The organism is Streptomyces sp. NPDC085481, from assembly GCF_044541845.1.
Taxonomy (GTDB): domain Bacteria; phylum Actinomycetota; class Actinomycetes; order Streptomycetales; family Streptomycetaceae; genus Streptomyces.
In genome coordinates this window covers 106,704-122,744 of the sequence record NZ_JBITTJ010000016.1, presented here as the reverse complement: position 1 = coordinate 122,744, position 16,041 = coordinate 106,704, and the positions used below count along the sequence as shown (strand labels likewise).

Sequence of the window (16,041 nt, the reverse complement as noted above, 5' to 3'; positions counted from 1 at the left end):
GTCGAGGAGGCCCAGCAGGTCCAGGGCGTCGAGGTCACGGGCCGCTACCCGGGACAGGGGGAGACGCGCCCGCCCCGGACGCGCCCCCTCAGCCACGGTCGACGGAGAAGACCACCCGCACGCCGTTGGTCGAGTTGATCCGCTCGTTCAGCCCCCAGATCCGGCCCGTCGACGGCGCGTACCCGAGGTTCTGGGTGTACACGGGCGCCGTCGTCATGACGTGCGGCGCGGCGTTCGCCCGCGCCTTGTGGATGCAGGAGTACGAGGCGCCCGAGGGGTCGCCCGAGCCGCCGCCCACTCCGGAGGGGCAGTCACCGGCCAGGAACCAGTCGGTGCCGTCGGTGGCGGCGCCCTGCATGGCCCAGATCGGGGAGGAGTACGCGACCGTGGCGTGGCCGTAGGGCAGCGCCGTGTCGGCGTTGAGGGCCCAGCGGATCACCCGGCCGCCCGCCGCGCCCGGCTTGAACTCGGCGGACACGAGGCCGTCCTGTCCGGTGCGGTCCAGGCTCAGGGAGTTGAGGCAGGGCCGGTCGCCGGTGCCGACCGAGCAGGCACCGCCGTCGTCGGTGGTGACGTACTCGCCGATCATCGGCAGGGCGTAGCTGCTCCACCGGGCCGAGGACGTCGAGCCGTCGACGCCGACGGCCTCGGTGCTGGAGTTGACCTGCCAGATGTGCCGCAGGTCGTACACCTGGAGCCAGCGCCCGTTGGCGACGAACACCTTGTTGCCGTACCAGACCACGCCGTCGCTGTGGCTGGAGACACCGGTGAAGCTGCCCTTGCCGTTCGCGTCGACGGTGGGGCGGACCAGGAGCAGGTGGTTGTAGCGGATCTGCCCGTCCGCGGAGTCGACGAGGCTGACCCGGCTGAACTCGTTGGCGACGTGCGCTCCGCCGGCCTGCATGCCCCGGCTGAAGTGCCAGGAGGCCAGGAAGGCGGTGCGCCCGTCCACCTTGCCGTCGGGCTGGGCGTCGTACGAACCGGTCAGGCCCTGGGGAGTCCAGCCGCCGGCGTCCGTGTACGAGTTGGAGGTGTCGTCGCCCTTGTCCCAGCAGAAGCCGCCGGGGTTGAGGGACGCGGCGAGCCCGGTGGTGTGGCACAGGCCGTTCCGCCCGGTGCGCCCGCCGGAGGTGAGGACCTGGGTGGAGTTGCGGACGGTCACCGCGCCCTGGGCCTCGACGGCCTTGATCGCCTCGTCGTTCTTGGTGAACGTGTCCCCGGCCCGCAGCTGGAACGTCGCGACGGTCGCCGCGTCGACCTCTCCGAAGGGCATCGCGGCTTGGGCGGGGGCCGCCGCCACCAGGCACGAGGCGAGCGCCAGGAGGGCGGATCCCAGAAATGCGGCGTATCTGCGCGTCGTCTTGACCATGAGGCGAGATCCTAGGCGATCCGCCCGCGCCGACTCCCATGGGCTCCGCCCGGTGCCCGGGCAGGAGCACCGGTCCTAGTTGGTCTGGGCGATCTGGATGAGGTTGCCGCAGGTGTCGTCGAAGACGGCGGTGGTGACCGGGCCCATGTCCACCGGGTCCTGGGTGAACTGCACGCCGAGGCCGCGCAGGCGGGCGTGTTCGGCGCGGACGTCCTGCACGGCGAACGAGGTGAAGGGGATGCCGTCCTCGGCGAGGGCCGCCTTGAAGGGCTTGACGGCGGGGTGGGCGTCCGGTTCGAGGACCAGTTCGGTGCCTTCGGGGTCCTCGGGCGAGACGACGGTGATCCACCGGTGCTCGCCCACGGGGACGTCGTGCTTGGCCACGAATCCCAGGACGTCGGTGTAGAAGCGCAGGGCCTTGTCCTGGTCGTCGACGAGGACGCTGCTCAGATGGATCCTCATGGCGTGTTCTCCGGGTCTTTCGGCCCGAGCCACCGGGTCACGATGTGCTCGAGCGGTTCGGTGTTCAGATCGTGGAACTTGTAGCGCCCCTCGCGCCGTGTGGTGACGAGCCCGGCGGCCTCGAGCACGGCGAGGTGCTGGCTGACGGCCTGCCGGGACAGGGCGAGGCCGTGCCGCGTCGTGAGCCGTGCGCATATCTCGAACAGCGACTGACCGTTCCGCTCGGCGAGTCCGTCGAGGATCCGCCTGCGGTTGGGGTCGGCCAGCGCCTTGAACACATCCTCTGTCACTCCTCCACCATATGCAAGCATCCACTTGCCTATCAAGGCGGGGGCGCCCGCCGACGGCTGTGGTGGACTCGGGAAGCCACCGTCACCGAACCGTGAAGAATCCGCGGGAAGCTGAGCTCAGTCGAGCGCACGCCGCGCTTTCTCACCTCGGGGGCAGACCACCATGAGCACCATCCGCAGAGCCACCTTCGCCGTCACCGCCGCCTCCGCCGCGCTCCTCCTGACGGCCTGCGGGCCCTCAGAGGACGGCGCCGCCGGCAGCGGCGGGGGCCCGGGCGCGACCCCGACGAAGACCGCGAGCCCGACGGCGACCGCCGCCCCGACGACGCCGCCGACCACGCCGAAGCCGACGACGACCGCCAAGCCGGCCACCCCGACCGCCACCGAGTCGGCCGACCCCGACTACGACGTCTTCCCGTGCAGCACCTACGACGTGACGTTCACCGCGAACCAGGCGGACGCCACCACCTCCAGCTACCTGCTGAAGGTCACCAACAAGAGCGGCAAGGCCTGCCGGGTGATCGGGCACCCGGTCGTGACCTTCGGCGACCTGGACGGAGCGGCCACGGAGCGGCTGAAGGCGCCCTCCATCGAGGACGCCCTGCGACTCGAGCCCGGCAAGTCCGCGTACGCCGGACTGATGGGCGGGCTCAAGGACGGCAAGGGGAAGACGGTGAACTCGATCGCCATGACGATGACCACCGACTCCGACCTGAAGCAGACGCCGCTCAAGGCATCGACTCCCGGCCTCTACGTCTCCCCCGACAAGAACTCCGTGACCCCGTGGATGGACAACGCCGAGGACGCGCTCAGCCTGTAGCCGCATCCGTGCCCGGATCCTTGTCCGCGTCCCTCTCCGTCTCCGTCTCCGTCCTCAGCCACACCGCCGTGTCCGGCGGCAGCGCTCCGTCCGGCGCGAGGGGGCCGCTGGTCAGCAGGACGCGGTGGTGGGGCGGGAGGGCGGCAGGCCGGCCGGAGAGGTTGGCCACGCACAGCAGGCCGTGCTCCCGGGCGAAGGACAGGACGCCGTCCTCGGCGGGGAGCCAGGTCAGGGGGCCGTCCCCGAAGCCCTCCTCGGTGCGGCGCAGGCGCAGGGCCGCGCGGTAGAGGGCGAGCATCGAGCCGGGTTCGGCGGCCTGGCGGTCGACGGCGTAACGGGCCCAGTCCGCGGGCTGCGGCAGCCAGGGTTCGACGGGCGAGCCGAAGCCGTAGTGGGGGGCGTCGGCGGTCCAGGGCAGGGGGACCCGGCAGCCGTCGCGGCCGGGGTCGGTGCCACCGGAGCGGAAGTGCATGGGGTCCTGGATCCGGTCCGCCGGGATCTCCGCCTCGGGCAGGCCCAGTTCCTCGCCCTGGTACACGTACACCGAGCCGGGCAGGGCGAGGGTCAGCAGGGCGGCGGCGCGGGCGCGGCGGGTGCCGAGGTCCCGGTCGGTGGGGGTGCCGTAGGTCTTGGTGGCGAAGTCGAAGGCGGTGTCGGCGCGGCCGTACCGGGTGACGGTGCGGGTCACGTCGTGGTTGCAGAGGACCCACGTGGCGGGGGCCCCGACGGGGGCGTGTTCGGCGAGGGTGGCGTCGATGGTGCGGCGCAACCGGTCCGGTTCCCAGGGACAGGCCAGGAACGAGAAGTTGAACGCGGTGTGCAGCTCGTCGGGGCGCAGATAGCGGGCGAAGCGTTCGGCGTCGGGCAGCCAGACCTCGCCGACGAAGACGGCGCCGTAGGCGTCGGCGATCGCGCGCCAGGAGCGGTAGATGTCGTGGAGTTCGTCCCGGTCGATGTACGGGTGGGGGTCGACGCCCTCCTCGAGGTCGGCGAGCGCGGGGTCCTTGGCGAGGAGGGCCGCCGAGTCGATGCGGACGCCGGCGACGCCACGCTCGAACCAGAAGCGGAGCACGTCCTCGTGCTCCCTGCGCACGGCGGGGTGGGCCCAGTTCAGGTCGGGCTGCTCGGGCGTGAACAGGTGGAGGTACCACTCGCCGTCGGGAACGCGGGTCCAGGTGGGTCCGGAGAACTGGGACGGCCAGTTGTTGGGCGGCAGCTCGCCGTGTTCGCCGCGGCCGGGGCGGAAGTGGAAGAGGGCGCGCTCGGCGCTGCCGGGTCCGGCGGCCAGGGCGGCGCGGAACCAGGCGTGCCGGTCGGAGACGTGGTTGGGGACGATGTCGACGATGACACGGATGCCGAGTGCGGCGGCCTCCGCGATCAGTTTCTCGGCCTCGTCGAGGGTGCCGAAGGCGGGGTCGATCGTGCGGTAGTCGGCGACGTCATAGCCGCCGTCGACCAGGGGCGAGACGTACCAGGGGGTGAACCAGACGGCGTCGACGCCGAGTTCGGCGAGGTAGGGCAGTCTCGCCCGGACGCCCGCGAGGTCACCGGTGCCGTCGCCGTCGCCGTCGGCGAAGCTGCGGGGGTACACCTGGTAGATGACGGCGTCTCGCCACCAGTCGTCGGTGCGCGCTGTGTGAGGGGCTGCCACGTGGCGGTCCTTTCGGGGAGAGGGGAGTCGGCCGGGGCTCAGCCCTTGATGCCGCCCGCGGTCAGGCCGCTCATGATGTTGCGCTGGAAGATCAGGAAGATGACCAGGGTCGGCACCGAGGCGATGGTGAGCGCGGCGATCAGCACGTTCACCGGGACGCCGTTGGACAGCGAGTAGATGCCGACGTTGAGGGTCTGCTTCGCGGGGTCGGGCAGGGTGAGCATCGGCCAGAGGAAGTCCTTCCATACGCCGACCACCGCGAAGATCGACACCACGCCCAGGATGGGGCGGGAGACCGGCAGCACGATCGACCACAGGACGCGCAGCGGGCTCGCGCCGTCCATGGCGGCCGCGTCGAGGAGTTCGCGCGGGATCGAGTCGAAGAAGCGCTTCAGCAGGAAGATGTTGAAGGCGTTGGTGACGGAGGGCAGCCAGATCGCCCAGGGCGTGTTGAGCAGGTTGCGCTCGACGATCGGCACGTCGAGCACGGTGAGGTACTGGGGGACGACGAGCACGGTCGCCGGGATCATCAGGGTGGCGAGCATCATGCCGAGGATCGCCCTGCCGAGCACGGGGCGCAGCCGGGAGAGCGAGTAGGCGGCGGCGACGTCCAGGACGAGCTGGAAGGCGAGGGCGCCGAGCGCGTAGTAGAGGGTGTTGAGGAGCAGCGAGGACAGGTCCATGACCTCCCAGGCGCGGCTGTAGTTCTCCGGTGCGAAGCTGCCGGGGACGAGGGTGGGCGGGGTGGCCACGACCTCCTGGGTGTCCTTGAGGCCGCTGGAGGCCATCCAGTACAGCGGGCCGAGGAAGACCAGGGTGAAGCCGGCGAGCACGAGGGCGAGGGCGGCTCGGTAGGCGGCCTTGCCGCGCGGCCTGGCGAGCCGGCCCGGCGCGATGAGGGTGCGTGTGGACATGCCGGTCTCCCCCGGTCCTAGTCGTCTTCGGCGCGGCTGAGCTTCACGTACGACGCCGAGAACCCGGCGAGCAGTACGAGCAGGAGCAGGCCGAGCGCGGCCGCGGCGCCGTAGTCGTTGAAGTTGAAGGCGTACTGGTAGATGAGGTAGACGACGGTGGTCGTGGATCCTTCCGGTCCGGCGCCGCCGGTGAGCAGGAAGGGTTCGACGAAGACCTGCATGGTCGCGACGACCTGCATGAGCAGCATCAGCGAGAGGATCAGCCGGGTCTGCGGGATCGTCACGTGCCAGATCTTGCGGATCAGTCCGGCGCCGTCGAGTTCGGCGGCCTCGTACAGCTCGCCGGGGATGCCCTGGAGGGCGGCGAGGTAGATGAGGGTGGCACCGCCCATGTTCATCCAGGTGGCGGCGAGCACGACCGAGAGCATGGACAGGTCGGGGTCCTGGAGCCACTGCTGCTCGGGCAGGTGCAGCAGCCGGAACAGCTCGTTGAGGAGCCCGTATCCGGGGTCGTAGAGGTATTTGAAGAGCAGCACCGAGGCGACCGGCGGGAGCATCACCGGCAGGTAGACGAGGAGCCGCAGATAGCCCTGGCCGTGACGGAACTCGTTGATGACGAGGGCGGCGACGAAGGGCACGGCGAAGCCGAGCATCAGGGCCAGTGCGGTGAACAGGAGGGTGTTGCGCCAGGCCTGCCAGAAGGCGGGGTCGTTCGCGACGGTGCCGAGGTTGTCCAGGCCGGCCCAGGTGGTGCGGCCGTTCTCGGTCTTCTGGAAGGCGAGGAGGAACTCCCGGAGCATCGGGTACCAGGAGAAGAGGGCGAAGCAGACGACGGCGCCGACGAGGAAGCCGTGCGCGGTGAGGTTGCGCCGCAGGCTCTTGGCGAAGGGCGTACGGCGCCGGGCGCGGCCGGCGGGCGCGGCCGGCCGTGCCGCGCCCAGCCGGGTCGGGAGGGCGCTCACTCGTGGGCCAGGACCTGGTCGACCTGAGCCGCGGCGGTGGCGAGGAGCTTGTCGATGTCGGCGTCCTTGTTGGTGAGGATGCCGGACATGACGTTGTCGAGGACCTTGTAGACCTCCTGGGCCTTCGGCGGCTCGGCCTTGCCGGGGACGGGGTTGTCCATGAAGGCCTTGAAGTTGGCGACGGGCATGGTCGCGTGCTGCGTGCGGGCGGCGTCGTCCTTCGTCTTGGAGTCGTTCAGCCAGAAGTTGGGCTGGGGGACGCCGACGGGGAGCTTGTCGGCCTTGGTGCGGGCCCAGTCGAACTGCCCCTTGCCGACGGTGAGGTTCTTGAAGGAGAGCCAGGCGATCGCGGCCTTGATCTTGTCGCCGGAGATGCCCCTCTTGATCATGTAGTTGTTGCCGCCGGCCAGGGTGTTCTTCGCGCCGGGGATGGGTCCCATGCCGAAGTTCTCGTACGAGGCGCCGAGTTGCTGGACCATGTACGCGATGTCGTCGGGGGCGGCGAGGAACATGCCGAGCTTGTCGGTGGCGATCTGCTTCTGGAGGTCGCCCCACTTGAGCAGCTGGGTCTTGCCCATGCTGCCGTCCTCCCAGCGCATCGCGTGGAGGTTCGTCGCGACCTGCCTGCCGAGCTCGTTGTCGAACGCGGCCTTCCTTCCGCTCGCGTCGACGACGTCGCCGCCGAGGCTGTACATCTGGGCGGTGAAGTGCCAGCCGCCGGTGTTGCCGGCGCTGTACTCGCCGAAGCCGGCGATGCCGTGGCCGAGGCCGGCGATCTTCCTGGCGGCGGTGCGGACCTCGTCCCAGGTGCGCGGCGGGTTGTCGGGGTCGAGGCCGGCCTGGGTGAACAGCTTGCGGTTGACGAGCAGGCCCATCGTGTAGTTGCTGGTGGGCAGGCCGTAGAGCTTGCCGTCGTGGCGGAGCGAGCCGAGGACGTTCGGGTCGATGTCCTTCAGGAGCGGCACGGTCTTGTCGTTGACGTACGCGCTGATGTCGGCGGCACCGTCGTTGTCCAGGACCTGCGGCAGGTCGGTGAAGTACGTGTAGAACACGTCCGGCTGGGACTTGGCCTTGAGCATGGCCGTGAAGCGCGGCGGCTCGAGGCACTGGCCGGGGGTGGAGCGGCCCTCGACGGTGACGTTCGGGTAGGTCCTGTTGAACTCGGCGACGTCCTCCTTCCACTCCTTGAGCTCGGCCGCCTTGGCCACCGGGGGCATGCAGTCGATGGTGATCGTCACCTTGGTCTTCGGGTCCAGCGGGGCGGACGGGTCGATGGACGCGCTGCCTTCGGAACCGCCGCCGCCGTTGCCGCTGCTGCTCGTGCCGCAGGCGGCGAGGGCGGTCAGGGTGAGGGCGGAGACGAGCGCGACCGCGCTGGCGCGGCGGGTACGGCGGATCCGGTCAACTCTCATGGGTGGTCGTCCCCTTCGGGCTGAAAGTGGCGTGGGGTGGGGTGCGCCACACTCAACCACCCTCGACAAGGGGGCGCAAGATATCGCGCTGATTTCGTAAATGCTCGACAGTGCAACGCAATCCTCAACGCGCGCAAGGCCGGTGCAAGCCGTGGGAACGGCTGCACCGGCCTTGCCCCGTGGGTCCTGCCGGGGTGCCCCTCAGCTCCTGCTCACGACGAACTGCGACCCCGGCTCGACGACGACGTCGCCCTCGGCCGAGTTCGTGATGGTCACGCCCGACAGCGTCGCGCTGCCCCGGGCGCCGCTCATGGCGAGCACGCCGGAGCCGTTGACCGAGCCGTCGATACGGACGTTGGTGACCCGCACGCCGGGCATGGCTCCGCCGCCCGTCTTGAACTGGATGCCGTCGTACGTCGAGTCGAGGATCTCGGAGTCCCTGATGGTGACGCCGGGGATGTCCTGGCCCTGCGCGAACAGCGTGATGGCGCCGAACTCCTGGTCCTCGTTCCAGAACGCGCCGCCCGTGCGGTGCAGGGCGTTGTCGGAGATGAGGGTCTGCCCCGAGAAGGGCAGCGGATCGTGGTCGGTCGCCAGCATGATCCCCGGGTAGTTCATGGTGTCGGAGACGATGTTGCTCTCGATGGTGTTGCCGTAACCGCCGTAGACGGCGATGCCGTTGGCCCTCCAGGGCAGCTGGACGGTGTTGTTGCGGAAGTGGTTGTCGTGGCCGACGTCCACCGACGTGTCCTTCACGTACTTGCTCGCCCAGACGGCCAGGGCGTCGTCCCCGGTGTTGCGGAAGGACGAGTCGGAGACCGTCGAGTTGCGCGTGCCGTTGGCGAAGTTGATTCCGTCGGCGTACGTGTCGCGGACGCGCATCCCGGTGAACTCCAGGCCGTCGCCGGGGCCCCAGAGCTCGGGGATGTTGGAGTAGTCGCGCCCCACCCAGACGCCGACGTTGGCGTGCTCGATCCACACGTTGCTGATCCGGGTGTTCCTGCCGAAGCGCCCGTTGAGGCCGACGCCGCCCTCGGCGTTGCCGTCGCCGCCCCGGATGGTGCCGGAACCGAAGATGGCGATGTCCGAGATCCTGGTGTTGTCGTCGATGTCGAAGCCGAAGTTGCCCTCGTGCGGGTGGTTGATGCCGCCCGCCTGGTGTGGCGGGGTGAGCGTGTAGAGCTGGGAGTGCCACATGCCGGCCCCCCGGATCGTCACGTCACGGATGCCGACCTGGTTGAACTGCCCCCGGTCCAGCGGGTCGTCGGTGAGGATCTTCTGCTCCTGGCGCCACTGTCCGGCCGGGATCCAGACGCAGGCGATCTCCCCCTTCTGGTCGGCGGTCACGGCACGCTGGAGGGCGTCGGTGTCGTCGATCCCGTCGTTGGGCACGGCCCCGTACTGGGTGATCGAGGCGCACTCGGCCGGCTTGGCCGCGGGCGGCGCCACCTGCTCCAGGTCGACCAGGTCGAGGACGTAGTACGCGGCCCGGTCGTCGCCGTCGCGCTGCAGCCGGAACCTGGTGCCCACCGGATACGACCGGGACAGCAGCGCGTGGGACTCGTCGAACAGGCGCCGGGCGTCGCCGCCGGGGCGGTTGGTGAGCCCCTCCGGGTCATCCGTCGTGCCGTACAGCCAGCTGTGCTTCGAGGACAGGGTCAGCTTGCGGACGAAGACGTCGTCGGCGTAGAGGCTGATCGTGGCCTCCGTGCCGCCGCCGGCCGCCGCGTCCGGTATCGCGTTGCGCACGACGATCGAGTTGGCCGGGTCGGTGGACGTGAACTCCACGTACTGCCCCGTCGTGTCCAGGCGCACCGAGCGGCGGCCGGACGACTCCGTGGCGAAATTGGTGTGGCCGAAGGTCCGCTTGCGGTCGGCGGTGAGCAGGGTGCCCTGGTAGCGGGCGTCCTCCGCCTCGTACTCCGTGTACGGTACGGCCGCCCCGCGTCCGACGACGATCGAGCGGGCGAAGACGTTGTTGCCCTCGTCGGTCTCGGCGACGGTGCCGGTGGCGTCGGCGGTGGCCGTCAGCGTGGCCCCGCCGCTGGTGGCCGTCCAGGTGCCGCCGACGGCCACGCTGACGGTCTGGCCGGCGGCGACGGTGCCCGTCGTGCCCTGCAGGGTGGTGGTGCCGACCGTCAGGCGGGTGACGGTGCCGGCCGGGACGGCGCTGGTGCCGCGGTTGTGGACCGCGACGGTGAAGGAGACCGACGCGCCGACGGGCGGTGCGGCGGGGTTGGTGGTGATGGCGGTGACCCGCAGGTCAGGGCCCGGCGCCTGGCCGACGGTCAGCTTCTCCGAGGCGGTCCTGCTGTTGTTGGTGTCGTCCAGCTCGGCGACGGTGTCCGTCGGGTCGACGACGGCGGAGACGGAGTAGGCGCCCATGGGCCGGCGTCCGACGGCGGCGTCCACCGTCGTGGACGCCCCCGCCGCGAGCGCGGCGACCGGGGCGGACCCGGCGACGGTGCCCTCCACGCTGACGTTCACGGTGGTGGCGGGCGCGGGCGCGGTGCCGGCGTTACGGACGGTGGCCCGGACGGTGACCGGGTCCGTCTCGGAGGGCGAGGCGGGCGACCAGGTCAGGTCGGTGACCACCAGGTCGGGTTGGGGCGTCGGGGTACCGAGCACCTGGAGCTCGGCGACCTGGGCGCCGGGCGCCCCGGTATTGGAGGAGAAGGTCAGCCGGACGTCGGCGACCCGGCCCGTCACCGGGATGACGACGGAGTTCTGCCCCGAGGAGGGGCTGAAGGCGTAGTCGGTGCGTGCCTTCAGGGTGGTGAAGCCGGTGGCCGACTCGGCCCGCCCCTCGACCTGCAGCGACTGCGTCCTCGGTCCCCAGACCGGGTCCGGGTCGAGCTTGACGACGACGGCCTGTACGTCGGCGGCGGCGCCCAGCTTCACCATGAGGGAGGCGGGGAAGCCCGCCGACTCCCAGTAGGTGGCGAGGCGGTCGTCGTTGGCGTTGGTCGCCAGGTAGTTCTGGGTGCTGGACGTCGCCTCGATCGGCTTGCCGCGGGCCAGGTTCGTGCCCTCGGCGGGCGGGTCCACCGGTCCCCCGCCGTCCCCGCCCTCCCCGTAGATCTCCAGTTCCGACAACTGGGCCGCGTTCCAGCCCGTGTTGGCGGACACCTGAACGCGGACGAAGCGGGCGTTCGCCGAGCTCAGGGCGATGCTCACGGCGTTGGCCGCCGAGGGGTCGAAGCCGCGCGGCTGCGCCGCGTCGAGGGTCGTGAAGGACGCGCCGTCGGCGCTGCCGAGGACGCCGAGGGTCTGCGTCCTCGGCTCCCAGCCCGTGGGCAGCTTCAGCACGACCCGGTCGACGCGGGTGCTCGCGCCGAGGTCGACCTGCACCCACTGGGGGAAGGAGCCGGCCGGCCCCTCCCAGTACGACTGCTGGCTGCCGTCGGTGACGTTGGCCGCCGGGTAGCCGCCGTGGGCGCCGCCGGCGGTGGCGGTGCGGCCGAGGGCGAGGTTGGCCTCCGCCGCGGCGTCCGCCGCCCTGTCCGTCGCCGCGTTCGCGGGGGCGGACATCAGCCCGGCGGCCAGCAAGGCCGCTGTCACCAGGCCCACCAGCAAGCGTGGGCCCACGCGTGTGCCTCTCATCGTGGAGTCTCCGTTCACGGATTGACGTTGATCCTGAAGGTGGACGTGGTGTTGCGGATGTCGACGGCGTTGCCGCTCAGTTCGAGCCCGTTGAAGGTGACCTCGCCGACCGCGGGGCCCTGGCCCGACTCCGGCATCTCGTTGGCCCACAGGCCGAAGCCGGACTTCGCGTCGTAGGCGTCACCGCTCCTGCGGGCGCCGGTGACGGAGATGTCCGTGAAGACGGTGTCCTTGATGGGGAACTGCGGTTGTCCGCCGACGTAGTTCGTCTGGAACATCACCCCGCTGTAGGTGGGATCGACGATGTCGACGTGGTCGACCCTGATCCCCTGGAAGATCTTCGAGGCGGAGAACACCCAGATGCCGGGGAAGGTCTGGCCGTTCCAGAAGTGGCCGCCGGCCCGCACGATCGAGACGTTCTCGAAGGTCGTCGGGTCGGTCCCGAAGCCGTTCATGGGGTAGCCGAAGTCCAGCGAGGAGATGGTGATCCCGGAGTAGACGAGCGTGTCCGCGATGTGGAGGTTGCGGAAGGTGTTGTGGTAGCCGCCGTAGACGGCGACGCCCGCGGCCCGCCAGGTGAGGGTCGTGGTCAGGTTCTCGTAGACGTTGTTCTTCATGTCCGCGCCGCCCGCGTCGATCGCCGAGAACAGCGCGAAGCTGTCGTCGCCGGTGGCCCGGGCGTCGTTGTTGGTCACCAGGTTGTCCGTGGAACCGTTGGTCATGTTGATGCCGTCGGCGAACATGTCGCGGATCCGGGAGTTCTTGATGGTGACCCGGTCGGTGTTGGCGCCCCAGTAGAGGCAGACCATGTGCTCGTTCCAGACGTCGTCGATGACGATGTCCGTCACGTTGGAGAAGTCGAAGACCTTGCCCGGGCCGTCGATGCGCGAGGTGTAGTTGCCGAAGTAGGCGAAGCCCTTGAAGAGCGAGCCCTTCGCCGTCCCCTCGGCCCGGAATCCGACGTCGGTGTTCTCCTGGGCCGACGGCGCGTGGAAGACGGTGTACCAGGGACCTGCGCCGGCGACCCGGACCGCCTTGCCGTACACCTGGAACTTGCTCGACGTCTGGTAGTCGCCGGGCGGCAGGTAGACGCCGACGAGCTTGCCCGTGCTGTCCATGCGCACCTTGTCCAGCGCGTTCTGCACGTCCTGGTGGCTGAATCCGGCGGGCACGGTGTACGTCGCCGGGTCGGGGTTCGCGACCGGCGCGACCTTCTCCAGGCTGACGAAGTCGATCGCGTACGGGTGCGGGTTGGCGGCGTCCTTCTGCAGCCTGATCCTGCTGCCCGCGGGCACGGTCTCGCCGAGCATCAGGTGCGCCTCGTCGTAGATGTGGCGCGGGGCGCCCGAGCCCGGGGAGTTGCCGGGTGCGGTCTCCGCGCCGTACAGCCAGGCGTACCTGGAGGTGACGGGGAGCGCCTTCTTCAGGACGCCGTCGACGTACACGTCGATCGTGGAGTCGATGCCGCCGCCGCCCGGGGCGTCGGGCAGCGAGACGCGGGCGACCAGGGTGTTGGTGTCGGCGCGGGTGGTGAACTCGACGTACTCGCCGGTCGCGTCCAGGCTGACGGCCCTGCGTCCGGAGGCCTCGCCTGCGATGTCGCCGATCGTGCGGTTGGGTCCCGCCACGGTGGCCCCGCCGCCTGCCGTGCCGTCCTCCGCCTCGTACATGTCGTACGGCATGTTCGCGCCGCGTCCGACGAAGAGGGCCTGGGTGGAGGTGTTGTTGGCGCGCTTGACCGGCAGCTCCTCGGCGTCGTCGGCGAGGACGACCTTCAGGGTGTACGAGCCGTTGGCCGCGGTCCAGCTGCCGAGGGTCACGTCGGCGGTGGCGCCGGGGGCGAAAGTGCCGGTGTGGGAGCCGGTAAGGGTCTTGACCACGGCGCCCTGCGCGTCGGTCAGGGTGAGGGTGACGCCGTGGCCGCCCGCGGCGCTCGCCACGGTGCCCTGGTTCCTCACCGCCACCCTGAAGGAGACGGCGTCGCCGGCGGCCGGGCTGGACGGGGTGGTCGTCACCGAGGCGGCGACCAGGTCGGAGCTGGAGACGGGCTTGACGACGAGGGCGGTGGGGCTGGTGTAGGTGTTGTTCGACTCGTTCTGCTCGATGACGGCGTTCGCCTCGTCGGCGACGGCGCTGAGCTGGTAGGAGCCGGCGTCGCGGGCCCCGATGGAGGCGCTGACGGTGGTCTGGGCGCCGGCCGCGAGGGGGCCGGCCTGCGCCGTGGCGACCTTGGTGCCGCCGAGCCGCAGCGCCACGGCACTCGCGGGGGCGGCGAGCGTGCCGCTGTTGCGGACGGTGGCCGTGACGGTGATCGGGTCCGACTCGACCGGCGCGGCGGGCGCGACGGTGAGCGCGGTGACCGTCAGGTCCGGGTTGGGGGCGGGGACGCCGATCGCCTGGAGCTCGGCGAGCTGGCCGGCCGGGGCGCCGGAGTTGGCGGTGAACCTCAGCTGGACGTCGGCCACGCGCGCGGAGAGCGGGACGGTGACGCTGTTGCCGTTCGCCGGGTCGAAGGCGTAGCTCTTGGCGGCGACGAGTCCGGTGAAGCCGGTGGCGTTCTGCTCCCGGCCGAGGACCTCGACGGTCTGGGTGCGGGCCGACCAGACCGCGTCCGGGTTCAGCTTCAGGACGAGCCGGTCGAGGTCGGCGTTGGCGCCGAGCTTCACGGTGAGGGTCTGCGGGTAGCTGCCGCCGGCGCCCTCCCAGTAGGTGGCGGGGTCGTTGTCGTTCGCGTTCTCCGCGGCGTAGGTGTGGACCGTGGAGGAGGCGCTGATCGGCTTGCCGACGGCGAGGTCGGAGCCGGTGCCGCCGGTGCCGTTGCGGGTCACGGCGTTGCTCGCCGTGGACTGGTTGCCGGCCGCGTCCTTGGCCCGTACGAGGTAGGTGACGGTGCTGGTGGCCGGCTGGGTGTCGGTGTAGGTGGTGACGTTGCCGGCGACGCTTGCCCGCAGGGTGTTGCCGGCGTAGACGTCGTAGCCGGTGACGCCGACGTTGTCCGAGGAGGCGTTCCAGGTGAGCCTGATCTGGCCGGAGGCCGGCTCGGTGAAGGCGAGGTTCGCCGGGGCGGTCGGTGCCTGGGTGTCGCCCGCGTCGCCGATGCGGGTGACGGTGTTGCTGTCGCCGGACTGGTTGCCGGCCGCGTCCTTGGCCCGCACCGCGTAGGAGACGGTCTGGCCGGCGGGACGGTTGTCGGTGTACGTGGTGACGTTGCCGGCCACGCTGGTGAGAAGGGCCCCGTTGGCGTAGACGTCGTAGCCGGTGACGCCGGCGTTGTCCGAGGAGGCGTTCCAGGTGAGCCTGATCTGGCCGGAGGCCGGCTCGGTGAAGGCGAGGTTCGCCGGGGCGGTCGGCGCCTGGGTGTCACCGGTGGCCGGCCCGTAGATCTCCAGCTCGGATATCTGGGCGGCGGGCCGGCCGGTGTTCGCGGTGACGAGGACGCGTATGTGGCGGGTGGTGGTGGCGTCGAAGGCGATCGTGGCCGAGTGGCCGCTCGCGGCGTCGAAGGCGTACGCCTGGGAGGCCGTCAGATCGGTGAAGGAGGTGCCGTCGGTGCTGCCCTGGATCTTCAGGGTCTGGCTGCGGGCACCCCAGCCGTCCGGCAGGCGCAGTACGACCCGGTCGACGCGGACGGCGGAGCCGAGGTCGGCCTGGAGCCATTGCGGGAAGGCGTTGTTCGCGCTCTCCCAGTAGCTCGACCGGTTGCCGTCGTTGGCGTTGGCGGCCGTGTACACGTCGGTGAAGCTGCCGGCGGTGAGGGTGCGCCCGGCGGCCAGGTTGACCGAGGAGGCGTCGGCCGCGTGCACCTCGAGCTCGGAGAGCTGGGCGGCCTGCCAGCCGGTGTTGGCCGTGACGGCGATCCGGACGAACCGGGTGCGGGTGGCGGGGAAGCCGACCGTGACGGTGTTCCCGGCGCCCGGGCTGAAGGTGTACGAGGCGGAGCTCTTCAGGGTGGCGAAGCTCGTCCCGTCGGCGCTGCCCTGCACGGACAGGGTCTGGCTGCGGCTCTCCCAGCCGGCCGGCAGCTTCAGGACGACCTCGTCCACCCGCTCGGTGGTGCCCAGGTCGGCCTGCACCCACTGGGGAAAGGCCGATCCGGAGCTCTCCCAGTAGGTGCCCTGGTCGCCGTCGGTGATGCTCGGGGCGGCGTACGGGCTGTGGGAGCTGCTCGCCGAGGCGGTGTCGCCGAGTGCGATGTTCGGTCCTCCCGCGGCCCGCGCGGTCGCGAGGGGACCGCCGAGCATCAGGAGGCTGGACACGACCACCGCGCCCAGGCTCCTTGACCATCGGTTGCGGATTCTCATCAGTCCTCGATCTCAACTCGAAGGAAACATGCTGCTGTTCATTCCTTGCGTTGAACGCTCAGAGAGTTCCAGAGGACTGTCAAGTCGTCTACAGCCCGGGACGAATGAGTTGACCGGGCCGGGGGCGTACGGGCGCTGCTCTCCGCCACTGATCAGGCGCGACCAGGCACGGATGAGCAGGTACGGGCAAAGAAGAAGCGCCCCGCTCCGGGAATGTCCGCAAGTTCTGTGACAACTAGCGAAACATTCCTACAAGG

The 16,041-nt window shown here is 70.6% G+C and carries 10 protein-coding genes; 1 reads left to right on the top strand and 9 read right to left on the bottom strand.

The window, feature by feature from the left end:
* Positions 1–88 precede the first annotated feature (88 nt).
* From ACIGEZ_RS29010 to ACIGEZ_RS29000, 3 genes are all read right to left on the bottom strand, one after another.
* The gene (locus tag ACIGEZ_RS29010) at positions 89–1,369 is read right to left on the bottom strand and encodes a hypothetical protein (protein ID WP_399836670.1); all 1,281 of its coding nucleotides are present in this window, start codon (positions 1,367–1,369) and stop codon (positions 89–91) included.
* A gap of 75 nt (positions 1,370–1,444) precedes the next feature.
* Positions 1,445–1,831, bottom strand: a complete 387-nt coding sequence (locus ACIGEZ_RS29005) for a VOC family protein (RefSeq protein WP_399836667.1) — start codon at positions 1,829–1,831, stop codon at positions 1,445–1,447.
* Entirely contained in the window at positions 1,828–2,121 is a 294-nt protein-coding gene (locus tag ACIGEZ_RS29000; RefSeq protein WP_399836665.1) for an ArsR/SmtB family transcription factor, read from the bottom strand. The genes ACIGEZ_RS29005 and ACIGEZ_RS29000 overlap by 4 nt, the downstream gene beginning before the upstream one ends.
* Before the next feature lie 163 nt (positions 2,122–2,284).
* Between ACIGEZ_RS29000 and ACIGEZ_RS28995 the strand changes: the two genes are divergently transcribed.
* Positions 2,285–2,941, top strand: a complete 657-nt coding sequence (locus tag ACIGEZ_RS28995) for a DUF4232 domain-containing protein (RefSeq protein ID WP_399836663.1) — start codon at positions 2,285–2,287, stop codon at positions 2,939–2,941.
* Here ACIGEZ_RS28995 and ACIGEZ_RS28990 read toward each other — a convergent pair.
* The 6 genes from ACIGEZ_RS28990 to ACIGEZ_RS28965 form a co-directional block, all read right to left on the bottom strand.
* The gene (locus tag ACIGEZ_RS28990) at positions 2,931–4,592 is read right to left on the bottom strand and encodes a glycoside hydrolase family 13 protein (protein ID WP_399836661.1); all 1,662 of its coding nucleotides are present in this window, start codon (positions 4,590–4,592) and stop codon (positions 2,931–2,933) included. The two genes, ACIGEZ_RS28995 and ACIGEZ_RS28990, sit on opposite strands and share 11 nt — an antisense overlap.
* Positions 4,593–4,630: 38 nt before the next feature.
* Positions 4,631–5,506, bottom strand: coding sequence for a carbohydrate ABC transporter permease (locus tag ACIGEZ_RS28985; protein ID WP_399836658.1), 876 nt, complete (start codon positions 5,504–5,506; stop codon positions 4,631–4,633).
* A 17-nt stretch (positions 5,507–5,523) separates the two neighbouring features.
* A complete protein-coding gene (locus ACIGEZ_RS28980) occupies positions 5,524–6,447 on the bottom strand; it encodes a carbohydrate ABC transporter permease (protein WP_399836907.1) in 924 nt (307 codons plus the stop codon).
* A 17-nt stretch (positions 6,448–6,464) separates the two neighbouring features.
* Positions 6,465–7,880: an extracellular solute-binding protein gene (locus ACIGEZ_RS28975; protein ID WP_399836656.1), complete on the bottom strand. Its 1,416-nt coding sequence runs from the start codon at positions 7,878–7,880 to the stop codon at positions 6,465–6,467.
* Positions 7,881–8,081: 201 nt separating this feature from the next.
* Positions 8,082–11,483: a CARDB domain-containing protein gene (locus ACIGEZ_RS28970; RefSeq protein WP_399836653.1), complete on the bottom strand. Its 3,402-nt coding sequence runs from the start codon at positions 11,481–11,483 to the stop codon at positions 8,082–8,084.
* A gap of 14 nt (positions 11,484–11,497) precedes the next feature.
* Positions 11,498–15,784: a discoidin domain-containing protein gene (locus ACIGEZ_RS28965; RefSeq protein WP_399836650.1), complete on the bottom strand. Its 4,287-nt coding sequence runs from the start codon at positions 15,782–15,784 to the stop codon at positions 11,498–11,500.
* Positions 15,785–16,041: the final 257 nt, after the last annotated feature.